The sequence below is a fragment of the Nocardia violaceofusca NBRC 14427 genome (genome assembly GCF_963869435.1).
GTDB lineage: Bacteria > Actinomycetota > Actinomycetes > Mycobacteriales > Mycobacteriaceae > Nocardia > Nocardia aobensis.
In genome coordinates this window covers 42,495-62,719 of the sequence record NZ_CAWMPM010000043.1, presented here as the reverse complement: position 1 = coordinate 62,719, position 20,225 = coordinate 42,495, and the positions used below count along the sequence as shown (strand labels likewise).

General features: G+C 69.1%; 19 protein-coding genes. 16 read left to right on the top strand and 3 right to left on the bottom strand.

The window, feature by feature from the left end; translation table 11 throughout:
- Nucleotides 1–3: 3 nt before the first annotated feature.
- Nucleotides 4–666 (bottom strand): metal-dependent transcriptional regulator, encoded by a 663-nt coding sequence (locus AC5592_RS31050; protein WP_051042822.1) that lies wholly within the window; start codon nt 664–666, stop codon nt 4–6.
- Nucleotides 667–1,052: 386 nt separating this feature from the next.
- Between AC5592_RS31050 and AC5592_RS31045 the strand changes: the two genes are divergently transcribed.
- From AC5592_RS31045 to AC5592_RS31030, 4 genes are all read left to right on the top strand, one after another.
- Nucleotides 1,053–2,036 carry a bifunctional riboflavin kinase/FAD synthetase gene (locus AC5592_RS31045; RefSeq protein ID WP_036503333.1) on the top strand — a complete coding sequence of 328 codons (984 nt, stop codon included), beginning with the start codon at nt 1,053–1,055 and terminating at the stop codon, nt 2,034–2,036.
- A 139-nt stretch (nt 2,037–2,175) separates the two neighbouring features.
- Entirely contained in the window at nt 2,176–2,445 is a 270-nt protein-coding gene (gene rpsO / locus AC5592_RS31040; RefSeq protein WP_036503331.1) for a 30S ribosomal protein S15, read from the top strand.
- 404 nt (nt 2,446–2,849) lie between these two features.
- Nucleotides 2,850–5,135 (top strand): polyribonucleotide nucleotidyltransferase, encoded by a 2,286-nt coding sequence (locus AC5592_RS31035; protein ID WP_036503329.1) that lies wholly within the window; start codon nt 2,850–2,852, stop codon nt 5,133–5,135.
- Between the two features lie 181 nt (nt 5,136–5,316).
- Nucleotides 5,317–6,633 (top strand): M16 family metallopeptidase, encoded by a 1,317-nt coding sequence (locus AC5592_RS31030; RefSeq protein WP_036503351.1) that lies wholly within the window; start codon nt 5,317–5,319, stop codon nt 6,631–6,633.
- A 1-nt stretch (nt 6,634) separates the two neighbouring features.
- Here the strand turns inward: AC5592_RS31030 and AC5592_RS31025 are convergent, their stop codons facing one another.
- The gene (locus AC5592_RS31025; protein ID WP_030513184.1) at nt 6,635–6,979 is read right to left on the bottom strand and encodes an ArsR/SmtB family transcription factor; all 345 of its coding nucleotides are present in this window, start codon (nt 6,977–6,979) and stop codon (nt 6,635–6,637) included.
- Nucleotides 6,980–7,075: 96 nt separating this feature from the next.
- On the opposite strand from AC5592_RS31025, the gene AC5592_RS31020 reads away from it, so the two are divergent.
- The 9 genes from AC5592_RS31020 (at nt 7,076) to AC5592_RS30980 (ending at nt 15,832) form a co-directional block, all read left to right on the top strand.
- Nucleotides 7,076–8,281, top strand: coding sequence for an MFS transporter (locus AC5592_RS31020; protein WP_063066246.1), 1,206 nt, complete (start codon nt 7,076–7,078; stop codon nt 8,279–8,281).
- A gap of 70 nt (nt 8,282–8,351) precedes the next feature.
- Nucleotides 8,352–9,701: a pentapeptide repeat-containing protein gene (locus AC5592_RS31015; RefSeq protein ID WP_063066245.1), complete on the top strand. Its 1,350-nt coding sequence runs from the start codon at nt 8,352–8,354 to the stop codon at nt 9,699–9,701.
- 115 nt (nt 9,702–9,816) lie between these two features.
- On the top strand, nt 9,817–10,932 hold the full coding sequence (locus AC5592_RS31010) for an alcohol dehydrogenase catalytic domain-containing protein (protein ID WP_063066244.1): 1,116 nt from the start codon (nt 9,817–9,819) through the stop codon (nt 10,930–10,932).
- A gap of 108 nt (nt 10,933–11,040) precedes the next feature.
- A complete protein-coding gene (gene dapB, locus AC5592_RS31005) occupies nt 11,041–11,796 on the top strand; it encodes a 4-hydroxy-tetrahydrodipicolinate reductase (protein WP_371507552.1) in 756 nt (251 codons plus the stop codon).
- Nucleotides 11,793–12,281, top strand: coding sequence for a hypothetical protein (locus AC5592_RS31000; RefSeq protein WP_063066243.1), 489 nt, complete (start codon nt 11,793–11,795; stop codon nt 12,279–12,281). The genes dapB and AC5592_RS31000 overlap by 4 nt, the downstream gene beginning before the upstream one ends.
- A gap of 30 nt (nt 12,282–12,311) precedes the next feature.
- On the top strand, nt 12,312–12,764 hold the full coding sequence (locus AC5592_RS30995) for a flavodoxin family protein (RefSeq protein WP_030513190.1): 453 nt from the start codon (nt 12,312–12,314) through the stop codon (nt 12,762–12,764).
- 125 nt (nt 12,765–12,889) lie between these two features.
- The gene (locus AC5592_RS30990) at nt 12,890–13,546 is read left to right on the top strand and encodes a response regulator transcription factor (RefSeq protein ID WP_063066242.1); all 657 of its coding nucleotides are present in this window, start codon (nt 12,890–12,892) and stop codon (nt 13,544–13,546) included.
- The gene (locus tag AC5592_RS30985; RefSeq protein ID WP_157122345.1) at nt 13,510–14,811 is read left to right on the top strand and encodes a sensor histidine kinase; all 1,302 of its coding nucleotides are present in this window, start codon (nt 13,510–13,512) and stop codon (nt 14,809–14,811) included. Before AC5592_RS30990 ends, AC5592_RS30985 begins: the two co-directional genes overlap by 37 nt.
- On the top strand, nt 14,801–15,832 hold the full coding sequence (locus AC5592_RS30980; protein ID WP_157122343.1) for a DUF8320 family protein: 1,032 nt from the start codon (nt 14,801–14,803) through the stop codon (nt 15,830–15,832). The genes AC5592_RS30985 and AC5592_RS30980 overlap by 11 nt, the downstream gene beginning before the upstream one ends.
- Nucleotide 15,833: 1 nt before the next feature.
- Here AC5592_RS30980 and AC5592_RS30975 read toward each other — a convergent pair whose 3' ends face one another.
- Nucleotides 15,834–16,280 (bottom strand): hypothetical protein, encoded by a 447-nt coding sequence (locus AC5592_RS30975; protein WP_063066241.1) that lies wholly within the window; start codon nt 16,278–16,280, stop codon nt 15,834–15,836.
- Nucleotides 16,281–16,427: 147 nt separating this feature from the next.
- Here AC5592_RS30975 and dapA point away from each other — a divergent pair, with 147 nt between their 5' ends.
- From dapA to AC5592_RS30960, 3 genes are all read left to right on the top strand, one after another.
- Nucleotides 16,428–17,336, top strand: coding sequence for a 4-hydroxy-tetrahydrodipicolinate synthase (gene dapA / locus AC5592_RS30970; RefSeq protein ID WP_036503318.1), 909 nt, complete (start codon nt 16,428–16,430; stop codon nt 17,334–17,336).
- Nucleotides 17,333–19,414, top strand: coding sequence for a ribonuclease J (locus AC5592_RS30965; RefSeq protein ID WP_063066240.1), 2,082 nt, complete (start codon nt 17,333–17,335; stop codon nt 19,412–19,414). Before dapA ends, AC5592_RS30965 begins: the two co-directional genes overlap by 4 nt.
- 73 nt (nt 19,415–19,487) lie before the next feature.
- Nucleotides 19,488–20,111: a TIGR03085 family metal-binding protein gene (locus AC5592_RS30960; RefSeq protein ID WP_036503315.1), complete on the top strand. Its 624-nt coding sequence runs from the start codon at nt 19,488–19,490 to the stop codon at nt 20,109–20,111.
- Nucleotides 20,112–20,225: the final 114 nt, after the last annotated feature.

Here is a 20,225-nt window from a genome sequence, read left to right as displayed (position 1 = left end):
AGGTCAGGATGTCAGCCAGATCGCTTCTGCCGCAGGGCTTCCCAGATCGATGGTCTGCTCGCCGATCCGCACCGCGATGGTGCCGGCGAAATCGCGCCGCTCCACCACGGTGATCACGGTGTCCAGCGCGATGCCGACGGAATCGAAATACCGCAGCATGGCGGGATCGAAATCGGAGATGCGCGCCACCCGGCCGGACTGTCCGGCCTGGAAGTCGCTGAGCTGATGGGCGGGCGGGGTGGGGACCGCGCCGTCGACGGAGGGGATCGGATCGCCGTGCGGATCGCGGTCGGGATGGCCGAGTTTGGCGTCGATGCGTTCGACGAGCGTCTCCGACACCGCGTGCTCGAGCACCTCGGCCTCGTCGTGCACCTCGTCCCAGCCGTAGCCGAGCTCGCTGACCAGGAACGTTTCGATCAGCCGGTGGCGGCGCACCATGGCGACGGCGGCCCGGCGGCCGTTGTCGGTCAGGGTGATGGCGCCGTAGCGGGCGTGTTCGACCAGGCCCTGATCGGCGAGTTTGCGCACCGCCTCCGACACCGTCGACGCCGACACCCCGATCCGCTCGGCCAGCAGTTTGGTCGACACCTTCTCCTGCGACCACTCCTGCGCACTCCAGATCACCTTCAGATAATCCTGAGCGACCGACGACAGCGAGGGAGCCACATTCGCCGCGCGCCCGGCCACACCCCCATCGGGTTGTGACGCAGCGGAATCTGCCAGCTCACGCCGGGTGGCGACATCACGTTTTCCGGGCACGTATCGAGCTTAGCGGGGGGAGCGACGCGGCCGGAGGAGGCAGCCTGCGTAACCACGCAGGCCGCCGCGGACCCCGCCATCGGGCACAGCGGGGGGAGCGACGCGGCCGGAGGAGGCAGCCTGCGTAACCACGCAGGCCGCCGCGGACCCCGCCGATCAGGTAGAGCGGGAGCGACGCGGCCGGAGGAGGCAGCCTGCGTAACCACGGAGGCCGCCGCGGGTGGGTGACGGTCGGGTGAACAACCGCCCCGCCGAATCCCGGTTCGTGACCGTGTTTGCGTAGGCTTCGGTGTGTGCAGAGATGGCGAAGTCTCGAGGAAATGCCACCGGACTGGGGCCGGTGTGTGCTCACCATCGGCGTGTTCGACGGTGTGCACCGCGGTCACGCCCAATTGATCAGCCGTGCGGTGAAATCCGCTGCGGTGCGCGGTGTTCCCTCGGTTCTCATGACCTTCGACCCGCATCCGATGGAAGTGGTGCGTCCGGGATCGCATCCGGCGCAGCTCACCACGTTGACCAGGCGCGCGGAACTGGTCGAGGAACTCGGTATCGATGTCTTCCTGGTGATGCCGTTCACCCAGGACTTCATGAAACTCACCCCGGGCCGCTACGTGCACGACCTGCTGGTCGAGAAGTTGCATGTCGCCGAGGTCGTGGTGGGCGACAACTTCACCTTCGGCAAGAAGGCGGCCGGGACCGTGGAGACCATGCGCGAGCTGGGCGGCCGGTTCGGTTTCGAGGTCGACGGCGTGACACTGCTCGGCGAACACGCGGTCACACTCTCCTCCACCTATATCCGCGCCTGCGTCGACGCCGGTGACATGGCCGCGGCGGCCGACGCGCTCGGGCGTCCGCACCGGGTCGAGGGTGTCGTGGTCCACGGCGACGGTCGCGGTCGCGAACTCGGTTTCCCGACCGCCAACGTGGCTCCGCCGATGCATGCGGCGATCCCGGCCGACGGTGTGTACGCGGGGTGGTTCACCGTGCTGGCCGCCGGCGAGACGGTCGGCGTCACGCGTCCGGGCAAGCGGGCCATGGCCGCGATCTCGGTGGGCACCAACCCCACCTTCTCCGGCCGCACCCGCACGGTCGAGGCCTTCGTCCTGGACACCGAGGCGGATCTGTACGGCCAGCATGTCGCGGTGGACTTCGTCCAGCATCTGCGCGGTATGCGCCGCTTCGACTCGATCGACGATCTGGTCCGGGCCATGGGCGAGGACGTCGAGCAGACGCGGCAGGTGCTCGCCGCCGCCGAGGCGAGCGAAGCGCAGCGCTGAGCGAATCCGGGTCGGCCCGATTCGGTCCGGCTGCGCTGATCCGGTAGGCTGGCTCGTCGGGTCTGCTGCGGTCCGCGGTGGCGCCCGCCCGGGATTTCCCGGTTTCCTCGAGCGCGGACTGAGAATCAAGGAGTGTTTCGTGGCTCTGACCACCGAGCAGAAGTCGGCCATCCTCAAGGAGTACGGCCTGCACGAGAAGGACACCGGTTCGCCGGAGGCCCAGATCGCGCTGCTGTCCAAGCGGATCTCCGACCTCACCGAGCACCTGAAGGTGCACAAGCACGATCACCACACCCGCCACGGCCTGCTGGGTCTGATCGGTCGCCGTCGGCGGCTGTCGAAGTACCTGCAGGACAAGGACATCGAGCGCTACCGTTCGCTGATCGAGCGGCTCGGACTGCGGCGTTGATCTGTTCGCGCCCGCACGGACGCGAGACAGACGCGCTGACAATCACAGGTAGTTAACGCGCAGCCGATGGGGAGGCATAGAATCTCCCCGTCGGCTAGTCGTATATCGGCACCGCACCAGCCGTATGCACCCGCACGCGTGGCGTCGGTCTTCGGTAGTGGCCTTTCGGCGAGAGTTGCCGGCGGGCTTCGATCGATGACCGCCTCCGCGTCGCCGGTTCCATGGGGGATCGGCCGGGTGTCGCGCCGCAGCCAGGAGGGCTGTCGCGCGCCCGAACCCGGGTACGGCTGCCCCTGTGCAGGGAAGCCGCTGCCTCCGGGCAGGGAGAAACAGCGCAGGGACACCCAGCCGGATCGCGCCGCGAGGGCGTTCGATCCGGCGAGACGAGAGGTTGAGACAGAAATATGACCGAATCCCAGACGAGCTCCGCCATCGAGGTCGAACCCGGTGTGTTCGAATCGGTGGCCCTGATCGACAACGGGAGCTACGGCACCCGCACCGTCCGGTTCGAGACCGGGCGTCTGGCCAAGCAGGCCGCCGGCTCCGTCGTCGCCTACCTGGACGACGAGACCATGCTGCTGTCGGCCACCACGGCCGGTAAGCACCCCAAGGACCAGTTCGACTTCTTCCCGCTGACGGTCGACGTCGAGGAGCGCATGTACGCCGCGGGCCGCATCCCCGGCTCGTTCTTCCGTCGCGAGGGCCGCCCCTCCACCGACGCGATCCTGACCTGCCGCCTGATCGACCGCCCGCTGCGCCCGTCGTTCGTCGACGGCCTGCGCAACGAGATCCAGGTCGTGGTCACGGTGATGAGCCTGGATCCCAACGATCTCTACGACGTGGTCGCGATCAACGCGGCCTCGGCCTCGACTCAGATTGCGGGACTGCCGTTCTCGGGTCCGGTCGGCGGTGTGCGGGTGGCCCTGATCCAGGGCCAGTGGGTCGCGTTCCCGACCGTCGAGCAGCTGGAGGAGGCCGTGTTCGACATGGTCGTCGCCGGCCGCGTCGTCGAATCCGGCGACGTCGCGATCATGATGGTCGAGGCCGAGGCGACCGAGAAGGTCATCGCCCTGGTCGAGGACGGTGCGCAGGCGCCGACGGAAACCGTTGTGGCCGAAGGCCTCGAGGCGGCCAAGCCGTTCATCGCGCGACTGTGCAAGGCGCAGGCCGATCTGGCGGCGCTGGCCTCCAAGCCCACCGAGGACTTCCCGCTCTTCCCGCCGTACGAGGCCGACGTCTACACCGCGGTCGAGGGCACCGCGAAGAACCCGCTGAGCGAGGCGCTGTCGATCGCCGGCAAGCAGGAGCGCGAGGAGCGCATCGACGAGATCAAGCTCGAGGTGCTCTCGGCGCTGACCGAGGACTTCGAGGGCCGCGAGAAGGAGATCGGCGCGGCGTTCCGCTCGGTCACCAAGAAGCTTGTGCGCCAGCGCATCCTGTCCGACGGCTTCCGCATCGACGGGCGTGGCCTGGCCGATATCCGGGCGCTGTCCGCCGAGGTCGCCGTGGTGCCGCGGGCGCACGGTTCGGCGCTGTTCGAGCGCGGTGAGACCCAGATCCTGGGCGTCACCACCCTCGACATGGTGAAGATGGCTCAGCAGGTCGATTCGCTCGGCCCGGAGACCAGCAAGCGCTACATGCACCACTACAACTTCCCGCCGTTCTCCACCGGTGAGACCGGCCGCGTCGGCTCGCCCAAGCGGCGCGAGATCGGCCACGGCGCGCTGGCCGAGCGGGCGCTGGTGCCGGTGCTGCCGAGCCAGGAGGAGTTCCCCTACGCCATCCGTCAGGTGTCGGAGGCGCTGAGCTCCAACGGATCCACCTCGATGGGTTCGGTGTGTGCCTCCACGCTGTCGCTGCTGAACGCGGGTGTGCCGCTGAAGTCGCCGGTCGCCGGTATCGCCATGGGTCTGGTGTCCGACGAGGTCGCCGGCGACAACGGTGAGTCGGAGACCCGCTACGTCGCGCTGACCGACATCCTCGGCGCCGAGGACGCCTTCGGCGATATGGACTTCAAGGTCGCCGGTACCCGCGACTTCGTCACCGCGCTGCAGCTGGACACCAAGCTCGACGGCATTCCGTCGAAGGTGCTGGCGGGTGCGCTGAACCAGGCTCGCGACGCGCGCCTGACCATCCTGGACGTGATGGCCGAGGCCATCGCCACCCCGGATGAGATGAGCCCCTACGCGCCGCGCGTCACCGCGATCAAGATCCCGGTCGACAAGATCGGCGAGGTGATCGGGCCCAAGGGCAAGGTCATCAACCAGATCACCGAGGACACCGGCGCAAACATCTCCATCGAGGACGACGGCACCGTGTTCGTCGGCGCGACCGACGGCCCGTCGGCGCAGGCCGCGATCGACGCGATCAACGCCATCGCCAACCCGCAGCTGCCGAAGGTCGGCGAGCGCTTCCTGGGCACGGTCGTCAAGACCACCGCCTTCGGCGCGTTCGTCTCGCTGCTGCCGGGCCGCGACGGTCTGGTGCACATCTCGAAGCTGGGCAACGGCAAGCGGGTCGGCAAGGTCGAGGACGTGGTGAACGTCGGCGACAAGATCCGGGTCGAGATCGCCGATATCGACAACCGCGGCAAGATCTCGCTGGTCCCGGTCGCCGAAGAAGACACCGCAGAGGCATCCGCCCCCGCCGCCGACGAGGCTCCGGCTGCAGCCGAGGCCGCGGCCGAGTAAATAGTTGGATGTGACGAAGAAGAAGTCCTCGGCGCGCGCCGCGAAGCCCTCGGTTTCGACGCGCGCGCCGGGCAGCACAGCTCGCGCGACGAAGACGAAGCAAGCCTCGCGCGCGAGGACCCCGGCGAATACCCCCAGCGCCGACGCCCCCTTGCTCGCCCTCGAGCAGGGGGGCTCTTCGCTGGTGCTCGCCGAGGACGGTTCGTTCTCCGACACGGGGGTGCGGCGTACGGTACTGCCCGGCGGATTGCGGGTGGTCACCGAACATGTGCCCGCCGTGCGATCGGCATCGATCGGCGTGTGGGTCGGTGTGGGGTCGCGCGACGAGAGCCCCACCGTGGCCGGCGCCGCGCATTTCCTGGAACACCTGCTGTTCAAGGCGACCCCGACCCGGACGGCGCTGGACATCGCCGAGGCCGTCGACGCGGTCGGCGGAGAACTCAACGCGTTCACCGCCAAGGAGCAGACCTGCTACTACGCGCACGTACTGGACGACGATCTGCCGCTCGCGGTCGACGTCGTCTCCGACGTGGTGCTGAACGGACTGTGCCGTCCGATCGACGTCGACGTGGAGCGTCAGGTGGTGCTCGAGGAGATCTCGATGCGCGACGACGATCCGGAGGACCTGGTCGGCGACTCGTTCCTGACCGCGCTGTTCGGCGATCATCCGATCGGGCGGCCGGTGATCGGCACCGTCGACTCGATCGAGCAGATGACGGCCGCGCAGCTGCGCGGGTTCCATCTACGGCGCTATCGTCCGGACCGGATGGTGGTGGCGGTGGCCGGCAACATCGAGCACGAACACACCGTGGAGCTGGTGCAGCGTGCGTTCGCCGACCGGCTCGATCCGTTACGGGAACCGGCGCCGCGCCGGGAGGGCCACTTCCGCAAGCGCACCGCACCGCAGCTGCAGTGGACCTACCGCGACAGCGAACAGGCGCATCTGGTGTTCGGAATGCGCGCCTTCGGCCGGCACGAAGGGCATAAGCGCTGGCCGCTGTCGGTGTTGAACACCGTGCTCGGCGGTGGGCTCAGTTCCCGTCTCTTCCAGAAGATTCGGGAGGAACGCGGCCTGGCGTATTCGGTGTATTCCAGTGTCGACACCTTCGCCGACACCGGCGCGTTCTCGGTCTATCTGGGATGTCAGCCGGAAAACCTCGGCGAGGTGACGACATTGGCGCGTGAGGTGCTGGAAGATGTTGCCGCCAACGGGATCACCGATGCCGAATGCGCCCGGGCCAAGGGGTCGCTGCGTGGCGGGCTGGTGCTGGGCCTCGAGGATTCCGGCTCGCGGATGAACCGCATCGGCCGCAGCGAACTCAGCTACGGCAATCACCGCAGCGTCTCGGAGACGCTGGCACGTATCGATGCCGTCACCACCGCGGAGGTCTCCGCGATCGCCCGCACCCTGCTGGCGCGGCCGTACGCGGCGTCGGTGGCGGGACCGTATCGGCGCGCGCGCGATCTGCCCGGTGCGGTGAAGCGATTGGTGGACTGAGTCAGTCGCGCGGTGCGGCGCCGGAGTCGCCCGCGCGATTGGCGGCGCCCACCACCGCCGCGAGCAGTCCGGGCAGGGCGTGCTCGACCTCCTCGGAGCGCAGCCGGGCATAGGTCTGGCCGTCGGCGACGATACGTTCGGTGACCCCGGCCTCGCGCAGGATCTTCAGGTGGTGGGTCGCGGTCGATTTGTTGATGGTGTCGTAGAGCATGCCGCAGCGCACCGGGCCGCCGGCATTGCTGAGCCTGCGCACCATCTCGAGTCGTACCGGGTCGTGCAGGGCACCGAGCACCTCCTGCACGGTGGCGACCGGATGCGATTCCACGGTCTTGTTGCTATCGCTCATGATCTTTCTCACGGGAAATTCGGTTTGATGGGAATCAAACCATCGCTACGGTGGTTGAGTTCGATCGCAATCAAACTTACCTGATGGAGAGAATCGATGGCCGCAACTGTCACGGTTGCACCGGCTCAGCGGACCACACAGTCCTGGGCCTATGCACTGATTCTGGTCGCCAGTGGAGTCGCGCTCGGTGTGTCCGGTGTTCCCGCCCCGCTCTACGGCCTGTACCAGAAGGAGTGGCATTTCTCGCCGCTGACCACCACCATCGTCTTCGCCGTCTACGCCGTCGCCGCCCTGGCCGCGGTGCTGGTGTCGGGCAAGATCTCCGATGTGGTCGGCCGCAAACCGGTGCTGCTGGGCGCACTCGCCACGATGGTGCTCGGGCTGGTCGTCTTCCTGTTCGCCGACAATGTCGCGATGCTGCTGGTCGCGCGGGCGCTGCACGGTGTGGCCGTCGGCGCGACCGTGGTGGCCGGGGCGGCGGCACTGCTGGATCTGCGTCCGCAGCACGGTGCGCGATCGGGACAGTTGACCGGTGTGGCCTTCAATGTCGGTATGGCCGTGGCCATTCTGGGTTCGGCACTGCTGGCGCAGTACGTCCCGCATCCGCTGCGCACGCCGTATGTGGTCATCACGGTGTTCTGCCTGCTGATCGGCGTCGGCGTGGTGGTGATGACCGAAACCCACACCGCGCGGATGTCGGGTCCGATCCGGATCGCGAAACCGGCGGTACCGCAGGAGATCCGGGCCGATTTCTGGTTCTCGGCGCTCGGCGTGATGGCGGCCTGGTCGGTGCTCGGTGTACTGCTGTCGCTGTATCCCTCGCTGGCCGCGGAGAAGACCGGCGTGCACAATCTGGTCTTCGGCGGTGCCGTGGTCGCCTCCACCGCGACGGCCGGGGCCCTGGCGCAGCTGTTCGCGACCGCGATTCCGGCGCGACGCGCGGCCATCGGCGGTGATACCGGGATGGCGATCGCCCTGCTGCTGACCCTTCCGGCGCTGGCGACTCACAACTGGGTGGTCGTCCTGCTGGCCGGAGTCCTGCTCGGCACCACCTTCGGCCTGGGCTTCGGCGGATCGCTGCGGCATCTGTCGAATGTGGTGCCGCAGCACAAGCGCGGCGAGACCATGTCCGCCTACTACCTGCTGGCCTATACCGCGATGGCGCTGCCGACGGTCCTGGCCGGCTGGGCCGCCACCCAGTGGGGGATGGGCACGATCTTCCCGTGGTTCGTGGTGGTGGTCGCGCTGGCGTGCCTGGCCGCGGCCGCGATCGGTGTCCGCGGGAGTCGCGCGGCGGCCTGACCGCCGCGAAACAGGTTGCCGGACAAGACGACGCGGTGTGGCGGATTCGAATTCTCGTTACTATGCGCCCATGGCTCGGCGGGGGACTTTTCTGCAGCGGCAGGCTCAGCGGATACAGCGCTCGGCATTGCTGGTATCGGTCGTCACGGTGGTGCTCGGCGGCTTGGCGATCGCGGGTATCGCCTGGTGGGCGCTGTGGCTCGTGCTCGGCGCGAAGGCCGATACGCCGAATCAGCTCGATCTGACCAAGATCGCGTTGTCGGTCTCGGCCGGCGTCGGCGGTGCGGTGGCCCTGGTCGTGGCCTATCGCAAGCAGCGCGACAACGAACGCGGCCGCTTCGCGCAACTGTTCGGCGCCGCCGCGGCGCAACTGGGCAATGCCGATGTCGCGGTGCGGATCGCCGGCGTCTACGCGATGGCCGGGGTGGCCGACGAATTCGCGACACGCGGCATGCGGCAGCAGTGCATCGACGTGCTGTGCGGCTATCTGCGCCTGCCCTACGATCCCGAGGAGGGCGCCACCCACCTGAGCTCCCGCAAGGTCACCGAGGAGGCGGGGAGCTCCCAGGTGGAGCGGGCCTACCAACTGCGTCAGAACGATCGTGAAGTGCGTCGCACCATCGTCTCGGTGATCGCCTCGCGGCTGCGCCCGACGGCCGAAATATCCTGGTCCGCATATAATTTCAACTTCGACGACGCGGTGCTCGAGGATGTGGACTTCCGTGGCGCGGTCTTCGCCGGCCGGCATACGCATCTGCGCGGCGCGCGTTTCACCGGTAGCCGCTCGGCCAATTTCACCGACGTCAAATTCGTCGGGCAGCATGTCACCTTCCATGCCGCGCAATTCGACAACGATGTGCTGTTCCACAACACGCACTTCGCCACCACCGCCTATACCGACCACACCGCCAGGGCCGGAACGAGTTTCGTGGACGCGGTCTTCCATCGGGGTGCCGACTTCACCGGCGCCGAATTCCTCGGTCCGGGAACACGATTCCTGCGCGCCCGCTTCGCCGGCGAATCGACGTCGCTCAGTGGCGCGAGCTTCGGGGCCGATATGACGGATTTCCGGGAGACCCGCTTCGAGGGCGGCCGAACGCATTTCGACGACGTCCGCTTCGCGGGCGCGGACACCCGTTTCGACGACGCCGTGATCCGCGGTTCGCACATCACGTTCGCCGACACCCGTTTCGATGCCTCCCACACGGTGTTCGACAACGCCCGCATCGGCGCCGATGGTGACTCGCCGCACGCCGATTTCCGTGGCGCCACCTGTCGCGGCAGCGTCTCGACCGAGGGTGCTGCGATCCCCGGCTGCCCGTTCGGCCCCGCGGCGCCGGAGGAGACGCCGGCACCGCAGGGGGTCCGAGAACCTGACGGCGCCGTCCTGTCGTCGCCGGACAACCGGACACGTGAGTAACTGCGGCCGGTAGGCGCTGACGGCGAATCGGGTGCACCGCGCCCGCGGCGGCTCCGGATGATCACGGTCCGCCGAGTGATACTCCGCTCCGCGCTCGCCCGGTACCGTCGGTGCCATGAAGATTCGTGGTGCTGTGCTCGAGCGGATCGGCGACCCGATTCCCTACGCCGATTCGACCCCGATCGTGATCGAGGATCTGGAGTTGGCGGAGCCGGGGCCGGGCGAGTTGCTGGTCCGGATCGAGGCGGCCGGACTGTGCCATTCGGACCTGTCGGTGGTCGACGGAAACCGGGTGCGGCCGGTGCCGATGCTGCTGGGGCACGAAGCGGCCGGACGGGTCGAGCAGGTGGGCCCGGGTGACAGTGATCTGCGGGTCGGCCAGCGCGTCGTGATGACCTTCCTGCCGCGCTGCGGGCAGTGCGAGGGCTGCGCCACCGACGGCCGCACCCCGTGCGTACCGGGCAGCGTCGCCAACAACGAGGGCGAGTTGCTGGGCGGCGGGCGGCGGCTGCGCGGCGCGAACGGTGCCGTGCACCACCATCTCGGCGTCTCCGGATTCGCCACCCACGCCGTGGTCGATCGGCGCTCGGTGGTGCCGGTCGACGACGACGTGCCGCCGGAGATCGCCGCCGTACTCGGCTGCGCGGTCCTCACCGGCGGCGGAGCGCTGCTGAATTCGGCCCGGCCCAGCGCGGGTGATCGCATCATGGTCGTCGGGCTCGGCGGCGTCGGGATGGCCGCGGTGCTGGTCGCCGCCTCGCTGCGGGAAAGCCTCGGCGCGGAGGTCATCGCCGTCGATACCGTGCCCGAAAAGCTCACGCTGGCACGTGAACTCGGCGCCACCCAGGTGTACACCCCGGCCGAGGTGGCCGAGCGCGGAATCGCCGCGGAGGTTGTCGTGGAGGCCGCGGGAAATGTGCGGGCCTTCGAGACCGCGGTGGCCGCCACCGCCCCGGGCGGTACCACCGTCACCGTCGGACTGCCCAATCCCGAAGCGCGCGCGAGCATTTCGCCGCTCGGGCTGGTCGCGCAGGGACGGTCGATCGTGGGCAGTTACCTCGGCTCCGCGGTTCCGGCGCGCGACATCCCGGAATACGTGCGGATGTGGCGGGAGGGGCGGCTGCCGGTCGAACGACTGGTGTCCTCGCGTATCCGGCTCGACGAGATCAATCACGCGATGGACGAGCTGGCCGCCGGCCACGCCCTGCGCCAGGTGATCATGTTCGACTGACCCGGGGTGACCTACGCGACTTCCGGGTGACCGGTGTGGCGGCGGCCGGTGCCCCTGCCGATAGGCTCTGAGCGCAACGGGCATCGAACGGTATGTGAGGAGTTCACGGTGGCGACGAACCGGATCCGGGTGGGCGTACTCGGCGCGCAGGGCAAGGTCGGGCAGGCGATCTGCGCGGCGGTCGAGGCAGCCGACGACCTGGAGCTGGTCGCCGGCGTCGACAAGGACGACGCGCTGGATGCGTTCACCGAGGCCGGCGCCCAGGTGGTGGTCGACTTCACCCATCCCGATGTGGTGATGCCGAATCTGAAGTGGTTGGTGGAACACGGCATTCACGCCGTGGTCGGCACCACCGGATTCGACGAAGCCCGGCTCGAGCAGGTGCGCTCCTGGCTTGCGAGCAATCCCGAGGTGGGCGTGCTGATCGCCCCCAACTTCGCGATCGGCGCGGTGCTGTCGATGCGGTTCGCCGAACAGGCCGCGCGCTGGTTCGATTCGGTCGAGGTCATCGAACTGCATCATCCGAACAAGGCCGACGCACCCTCCGGCACCGCCTACCGGACCGCCGGCATCATCGCCGAAGCCCGCAAACAGGCCGGTGTGGGCCCGAGCCCCGACGCCACCACCACCGAACTCGACGGCGCGCGCGGGGCGAGCGTCGACGGGGTGCGGGTGCATTCGGTGCGGCTGGCCGGGCTGGTCGCGCACCAGGAGGTGCTGTTCGGCACCCAGGGCGAAACGCTCACGATCCGCCACGACTCGATCGACCGCACCTCCTTCGCTCCGGGCGTGCTGCTGGGTGTGCGGCAGATCGGCGCCCGCCCGGGACTCACCGTCGGGCTCGATCCGCTGCTGGACCTGTGAACGAGCGCGACAGCGGGCGGCAGGTGCTGCGCATCGTCGCCTTCATCGCCTTCCTGGTCATCGCGCTGGCTTTCTATTTCCTGCTGCTGGGCCGCATCGCGATCGAACTGCTGACCTCGGGCAAGGCCGCCGCCGTCGCGATGGGCGTGGGCGTGCTGATCCTGCCGATTCTCGGGGTGTGGGTGATGGCCACCAGCATTCGCGCCGCGCTCGCCCACCAGCACCTGGCCCGGCGCATCCATGACGAGGGCCTCGAACTCGACGTCTCCGAGCTGCCTCGCCGCCCCTCCGGCCGGCTGGAGAAGGCCGCGGCCGACGAGTTGTTCGAACAGGTCAAGAAGGAGTGGGAAGCCGACCCCGACAACTGGCGCACCAACTACCGCGCCGCCCGCGCCTACGACTACGCCGGCGATCGCTCCCGCGCCCGCGACATCATGCGCCGCGCCGTGGAACTCGAGCGCGTCGAACGCCGGACCGGGTCCTGACACCCCATCGGCCCCACTAGGCTCGCCTGGGTGCCGACGTTGCTGATCATCCACCACACGCCTTCGCCGTTCCTCCAGGACATGTTCGAAGCGGTGGTCGCGGGCGCGACCGACCCCGAGATCGAGGGGGTCGAGGTGGTGCGCCGGGCGGCGCTGGCGGTGACCGCGAGCGATGTGCTCGCCGCCGACGGCTACGTCCTGGGCACGCCGGCCAATCTCGGCTACATGTCGGGCGCGCTCAAACACGCCTTCGACACCTTCTACTACCCGTGTCTGGACAGCACCCGCGGCCGGCCGTTCGGGGTGTACATCCACGGCAATCAGGGCACCGAGGGGGCCGAGCGCAGCATCACGACCGTGACGACCGGGATGGGATGGCAGCAGGCCGCCGCACCGGTGATCGTCACCGGTCAGCCCGGCAAAGACGACCGGGAGAAGTGCTGGGAACTGGGGGCGACGATCGCGGCGCAGTTGACCGCGTGAGCCGATGACCCGATTTCTGGTGTCTCACACGGATATCACCGGCACCGTCATACTCGACGGCAGGACGTCGCGCTCACTGGTGGGGCGCGGTGTGGTGTTCGGGTTTCGGGAAGGGTGAGGACCATATGACGCCATCGCGGCGGATCGGTCTGGTCGAGGACCACGAGTCGGTCGCGCTCGGCTTGGCCAGCATGCTGGCCGGCGAAAGCGATCTGGAACTGGTCATCACCGCCGGAACGGTGTCCGAATTGCTCTCGGCGGCACCGGAATTGGATCTGGTGATTCTCGATCTACGGCTCGCCGACGGCTCCACCCCGCAGTCCAACGTGCAGGCCCTGCGCGACCGCGGGGTCGAGGTGCTGGTGTTCACCGGAGCCGACAATCCGTTCCTGGTGCGCTCGGCGGCGCGGGCCGGGGTGCTGGGCGTGGTTCGCAAATCCGAGGATGTGCAGACCGTGGTCGCCGCGGTGCGCGCCGCCGCGAGCGGCGAACAGGTGGTCACCACCGATTGGGCCGCCGCCATCGACGGAGATCCGCAGCTGCCCGATGTCGGCCTGAGCCCGCGCCAGCAGGAGGTGCTGACCCTCTACGCGTCCGGCGAGAAGGCCTCGCGGGTGGCGCGGTTGACCGGGCTCTCGGAACAGACCGTCAACGACTATCTGGGCCGGATCCGCCAGAAGTACGCCGACGCCGGTCGCCCGGCGCCCACCAAGACCGACCTCTACAAGCGTGCGGTGGAGGACGGGTGGCTGCCGGTGCCCGAGCGCAACAACCAGGCATGATCGCGGTCGACGCACCCGGAGTCTTCGCCCGCACCGCGGCCGCGGCCCGCATCCGGGTTCCCAGCCGCGCCCAGGTGCGCGCCGATACTCCCGCGGTGGAGCGCGTCATGCGCCGGCTGGGTCTCTCGGTCGGCGCGGGCGGGGTGATCATGGGCCTCGCCGACGTTCCGGAGATCACCGAGCAGGCCCAGTTCACGCCCGCCTGGTGGACGCCGGCCGCAGGCGCGCTCGCGTTCGGACTGTTCCCGGTACTGGCCCTGCTGTCGATCCGGTCGAGCCCGCGCACCATCCGGCTGATGTCGGGCTGTGCCGCGGTGGCCTTCCTGTCCGCGGTGGCGACCATGCTGATCGGACTCGACACCCACAGCATCGGCGCGAATTCGGTGTGGCTGTACCGGATGCTGCCGCTCGGGGTGCTCGCGGCGACGTTGGCGTGGCCGACGCTCGTCGCCATCGCCTATCTGCTGCTCGGGTCGGCGGCCGTCGCGTCGACGAATATCTATCTGGCCGAACAGTTCACGGCAGCGTCGGTGCTCAGCGCGTTCGCCCGCGCGGTCGGGTTGTCGGCGCTGTTCCTGTGGTGCGTGGTCTCGGCGCTGTCGGCCGCGGCCCGGGTGGACCGCGAATCGGTGGCGGCGAGCAGACAGGCCGCCGAAGCCGCCGCGGCCGCGGCGCGCGACAACGAGAGCGCCCGCTTCGCCGCCCTCATCCACGACGCCGTCCTGTCCACGCTGCTGGACGCCTCGCGCGGCAGCGAACCCTCCGACGTGTTGCGACGGCAGGCCGAACGCACCCTGGACCAACTCGACGAGATCCGGGTCGAATCGCGCGAACCCGATGTGCTCGACGCCCGTGCGGCCGTGAACTTCCTGCGCGCCTCGGTGCACGAGGTGAACGCCGGCGTTCGCTTCACCACCAGGACCTGGCCGGGCTTCGACGACCTGCGCATGCCCGCCGCCGCCGCACGCACCCTCGCCGCCGCCCTGGCCGAGGCGATCCGCAACAGTCTGCGTCACGCCCCGGTGCCCGGTCGCGCGGTGACGCGCACGGTGACCTGCACGATCAGCGCGGGCAGCATTCGGGTCGTCTTCGCCGACGACGGTGCGGGATTCGATGTGAACGCGGTCTCCGCGGACCGGCTCGGCATCTCCGTGAGCATTCTGGGCCGCATGCGCCAGCTGGCCGGCGGCGCCGGATTCGTGGAATCGCAACCCGGGGAGGGCACCGCGGTGACGTTGGTCTGGGGTGGTGACGGTGCGCACTGAAACCGGTCGGGAGCAAGCGTTCGGTCTGCGCGAGCTGCTGGGGCTGCGCGGCGGTACCGCCTGGCTGTTCCTGGTCCTTCTCGAAGTGACCATCACTCTCTACATGGTCCGCAACCTCGACACCACGAATGCGCTGCCCGCGGTGACCGCGCTGATCGTGATGGTGGTGGCCGGTGCGCTGGTGCTGGTGGCTCCCGGTGATCCGCTGCCCTGGACCGTGACGATCTTCGTCGCCGCCGCCGGGCCGGTCGCCACCGCGCTGACCTCCGCCGATCCCGGCACACCGGAAACCCGGCACATGGTGTGGACCACCTTCGCGACCTCGTATGTGCTGGCCGTGCTGGTACTGCGGGGCCGGATGGGCACGGCGTGGCTGGGCGTGGCCGGAGTCGCGGTCGTCATCGGTGTCGACGGCGCGCGGGCCTGGCTGAGCGCGAGCGCCATCGTCGCCGCGATCGTGCCCATCGGCACCGTCATCGCCATCTCGGTGTTCGCGCAGATCATGCGGCCCACCCAGCGGTCGCTGCGGATGTTGCGCGAGGAGGCGAGCGCCCAGGCCGCCGCCGAGGCGACGATGGCGGCCGCCGACGGCGAACGCACCCGGCAGCTGGAACGCCTGGACCGGGTGGCCCGCCCGATTCTGGAACGCATCGCCGAGGGCGCGGTCCTCACCGTCGGCGAACGCGAACAGTGCCGGCTGCTGGAGGCGGAACTGCGCGACGGTCTGCGCGCCCCGCAGCTGGTGACCGAGGAACTCAGCGGGGCCGCGCGGGGCGCGCGGGCGCGCGGGGTGGAGGTCGTACTCCTCGACGACGGCGGTTTCACCGATGCGCCGAAATGGTTGCGCGAGCGCGTCATCGACGTCGCCACCAGGGAATTGGACGCGGCGAACGCCGGCTCGGTGACGGTGCGCATCCTGCCACCCGGGCGGCGGGTGCTGTCGACGGTCCTCGCTCAGGCGCCCGATCGGGACCGCCGCACAGAGATCGGTCCCACCGGCACCGTGACGGTGATGGACTGACTCAGCTGTCGCAGCGGCCGGGGCCGCCCTTGCGCATCTGGTCGCGCAAGGCGCCCTGTACCGCGCCGGCGAGCCAGGAGTTCAGCGACTGACCGCTCTGGGTGGCGGCCTCCTCGGCGCGGGCCTTCAAGTTCTCGACCATGCGCAGGGTGACGCGGCTGATGTCGCCGGTCATCTCCTCGAAGGTCGGATGCGACTCCTCGGACGCCGTGCGGCGTACCTCCACCTGTGCGTCGGTCCCCGACAGGGACACGTGCACGGTGCGATCGTCGAGGGTCGCGTTGATCTCGTCCGCCAGATCCGAGAGCGCGGCCAGCAGCGTCAGCCGCAGCGAATTCTCGGTGGCGGCGGCCAATGCCGCGGCGGTGGCCTGAGTCTTCTCGTCGCCCAGGGCGGCCGCGGCGATCAGATCGTCGCGCAGCCGGGCGGTGTACTTGTTCAGATCCATGACATCATTATGACGTCATCTATGACATCGCGCCAGTGCCGGAATGCCGTCACCGTTGCTGTCATTGCTGGAATGTGACCGGAATGTCCGCCGATATCACGGACGACGGTTCGGTGTCGTATCCGCGACCGGGTAGCCTTTCTGACCATGACGAACGGTGAATCGACGCGAACAGGGCTGCGCGCGTCCGGCACGGTCGGTGTCGCGATGGTGACCCCCTTTACCGCCGAGGGCAAGCTCGATGTCGATGCCGGCGTCGCCCTGGCCGCACGCCTGGTCGACCGCGGTGTCGACCTGCTCGCCATCTCCGGTACCACCGGAGAATCGCCGACCACCACCGAATCGGAGAAGTTCGACCTGCTGCACGCCGTCGTCGACGCCGTGGGCGACCGCGCCACCGTCATCGCGGGCGCCGGCACCTACGACACCGCGCACAGCATCGAGCTCGCCCGCAACGCCGAGCGTGCGGGTGCGCACGGTTTGCTGGTGGTGACGCCGTACTACTCGCGCCCGTCACAGGAAGGTCTGCTGGCGCATTTCACCGCCGTCGCCGACGCCACCGATCTGCCGGTGACGCTGTACGACATTCCGCCACGCTCGATCGTGCCGATCGCCCCGGACACGCTGCGGCGCCTGGCCGAACATCCGAACATCGTCGCGGTGAAGGACGCCAAGGGCGACCTGGGCGCGGGAGCGGAACTGATCGCCGACACCGGACTGGCCTACTACTCCGGTGACGACGTGCTCAATCTGCCGTGGTTGTCGGTGGGCGCGGTCGGATTCATCAGTGTGATCGGCCATCTGGTGCCGGAGCGGCTGGTGCAGCTGCGCGATGCCTACATCGCCGGTGAGGTGACGCTGGCTCGCGACATCAATGCCGGCCTGTTGCCCGTCAACCGCGCGATGGCCCGTGTCGGCGGCGTGGCCCTGATCAAGTCGTCGCTGCGACTGCTCGGAATGGAAGTCGGCGAGCCGCGGCTGCCGCAGCTGATGCCCGTAGGTGTGAATCTGGAATCGATCGTCGCCGAACTGCGGCTGGCGGGGGTGCTTGCATGAGTGAACCGGTGAACCGTCGTCCGCGCCGGACCGCGAGCCGAGCGGCGGGAGCGCCGGCTCCGGCGCCGCCGCCCGCGCCGCGGGTGGAACCCGAAAAGCCTGCGGTGCAGCAGGTTTCGCCGCCTGAGCCAGCGCGTGCCGAACCGGCAGCCGAGCGTCGCGCTGCCACCGAGCAACGCGAGACCGGGTCCGCAGCGCAACGCGAGACCGCTCCCGCAGCGCAGCGCGAAACCGCTCCCGCGGCGCGCGAATCGGCTCCCGCCGCCCAGCGTGGCGAATCGGCTGCTGCCCCGCGTGGCGAACAGGCCGGTGACCGGGGCCGTTCCCGCCGTTCCGGCCGTGGCCGCCAGTCGGGCAGCCGTGGGCGTGCGGAACAGTCCGTGCAGCAACCTGTTTCGACGGGATTGCCGGTCGGCCTGCCGCCTAGGCTGCCGAAGCAGGGCCTGCGCGTCTACGCGCTCGGCGGCATCGGCGAAATCGGCCGCAATATGACCGTGTTCGAATACGGCGGCGCGATGCTGATCGTCGACTGCGGTGTGCTGTTCCCCGAGGATCAGCAGCCCGGCGTCGACCTGATCCTGCCCGACTTCCGGCCCATCGAGGACCGGATCGACGAGGTCGCCGCCGTGGTGCTGACCCACGGTCACGAGGACCACATCGGCGCGGTGCCGTTCCTGCTGCGGCTGCGTCCCGACATCCCGGTCGTGGGTTCGAGATTCACCCTCGCGCTGGTCGCCGCGAAATGCCGCGAACATCGCTTGCAGCCCAAGCTGATCGAGGTCACCGAGGGCCAGCGGACCACTCACGGCCCGTTCGACTGCGAGTACTTCGCGGTCAACCACTCCATTCCCGATGCGATCGCGGTCGCGGTGCGCACGCCGGCCGGGCTGGCCCTGCACACCGGTGACATCAAACTCGATCAGCTGCCGCTCGACGGCCGCCTCACCGACCTGGCCGGGTTCTCCCGCCTCGGCGACGAGGGTGTGGACCTGTTCCTGGTCGATTCGACCAATGCCGAGGTGCCCGGCTTCGTCACCCCGGAACGCGAGATCGGCCCGGTTCTCGACAGTGTGATCGGCAAGGCCAAGGGCCGCGTCATCGTGGCCTCGTTCGCCAGCCACGTCCATCGCATCCAGCAGGTCGTCGATGTGGCCCAGCGCTACAACCGCCGGGTGTGCTTCGTCGGGCGTTCGATGGTCCGCAATATGCAGATCGCGCAGGATCTCGGGTATCTGAACATTCCCGAGGGCATCGTGGTCGATCTGGATCAAGCCGCGAATCTGCCCGTGCACAAACTGGTGCTGATCTCGACCGGCTCGCAGGGTGAACCGCTCTCGGCACTGTCACGCATGGCGCGCGGCGACCATCGTCAGATCAACATTCGCGCCGACGATCTCGTGGTGCTGGCGTCCTCGCTGATCCCGGGCAACGAGAACGCGGTGTTCGCGGTGGTCAACGGCCTGGCCCGGCTGGGCGCCACCGTGGTGACCCAGCAGAGCGCGAAGGTGCACGTCTCCGGGCACGCCTCGGCCGGCGAGCTGCTGTACCTGTACAACGCGGTCCGTCCCACCAACGCCATGCCGGTGCACGGGGAGTGGCGGCATCTGCGCGCCAACGCCGCGCTCGCGGTGGCGACCGGCGTGCCCGAGGAGCGGGTCATGCTCGCCGAGGACGGTGTGGTGGTCGACCTGGTCGACGGCATCGCCTCGATCGTCGGCCGCTATCCGGTCGGCCAGGTGTACGTCGACGGACTGTCGGTCGGCGACGTCGGCGAATCGACACTGTCGGATCGCCTGGTGCTCGGTGAGGGCGGTTTCATCGCGATCACCGTCGCCGTCGACGAGACCACGGGTAAGGCGGTGAGCGCGCCCGAGGTCAGCGGCCGCGGTTTCTCCGACGATCCGGGCGCGCTGATGGGCGCCCAGGAGCTGGTGGAGGCCGAACTGCTGCGGCTGGCCGGGGAGGGCGTCACCGATACGCACCGCATCGCGCAGGGCGTGCGGCGCGTGGTCGGCCGCTGGGTCGCCGACACCTACCGCCGTCGCCCGATGATCGTGCCGACCGTTATCGGCGTCTGAGCGCGCGCCCGGGGGAGCGCGCGGGGCCGTACTCCGCTACCTCCTCCGGGCTCCGACCCATTACGCTCGGCCCATGAGTATGGCTCAACGGGAGCGCCGGGCCCTGGTGTCGACCATGACGGCGGTCGGTCCCGACGCCCCGACCCTGTGCGGCACCTGGACGGTGCACGACCTGGCCGCGCATCTGGTGGTGCGGGAGCGCCATCCCGCGGCCGCACCGGGGATCCTGCTGAAACCCCTTGCGGGATACCTGGATTCGGTGCAGGCGAAGGTGTCGGAGAAGCCGTTCACCGAGCTGCTGGAGCAGATCCGCACCGGTCCGCCGTGGTGGTCGCCGCTGAAGCCGGTCGACGCCGTGGTCAACCTGACCGAGATGTTCGTCCATCACGAGGACGTGCGCCGCGCCGACCCTGAATGGAAGCCGCGCCCGCTGCCGGCCGAGGACGAGCGCAAGTTGTGGTCGGCGACGCGGCGGATGGCGCGGATGGCGTATCGCAAATCGCCGGTCACCGTCGTGCTGGCGACGCCGGAGGGCGAACGCGTGACGGCGCACAACGTCGGGGGCGATGCGGTGGTGCTCACCGGGCAGCCCTCCGAACTGCTGCTTCACGCGTTCGGCCGCAACGAGGTCCGCGTCGATGCCGCCGGCGGCGTCGATGATGTGGCCGCGGTCTTCGCCTCCGATCGCAGCGTCTGAGGCGGTCGCGCGCATCGTTTCCGGCCGCTGACGGCGTTGTGAGGTCGGCAATGATGTGGCTGGGATGGGTGTTGCGGATGGTCCCGATGGGGCTGTTGCGGCTAGCCTGAGGTC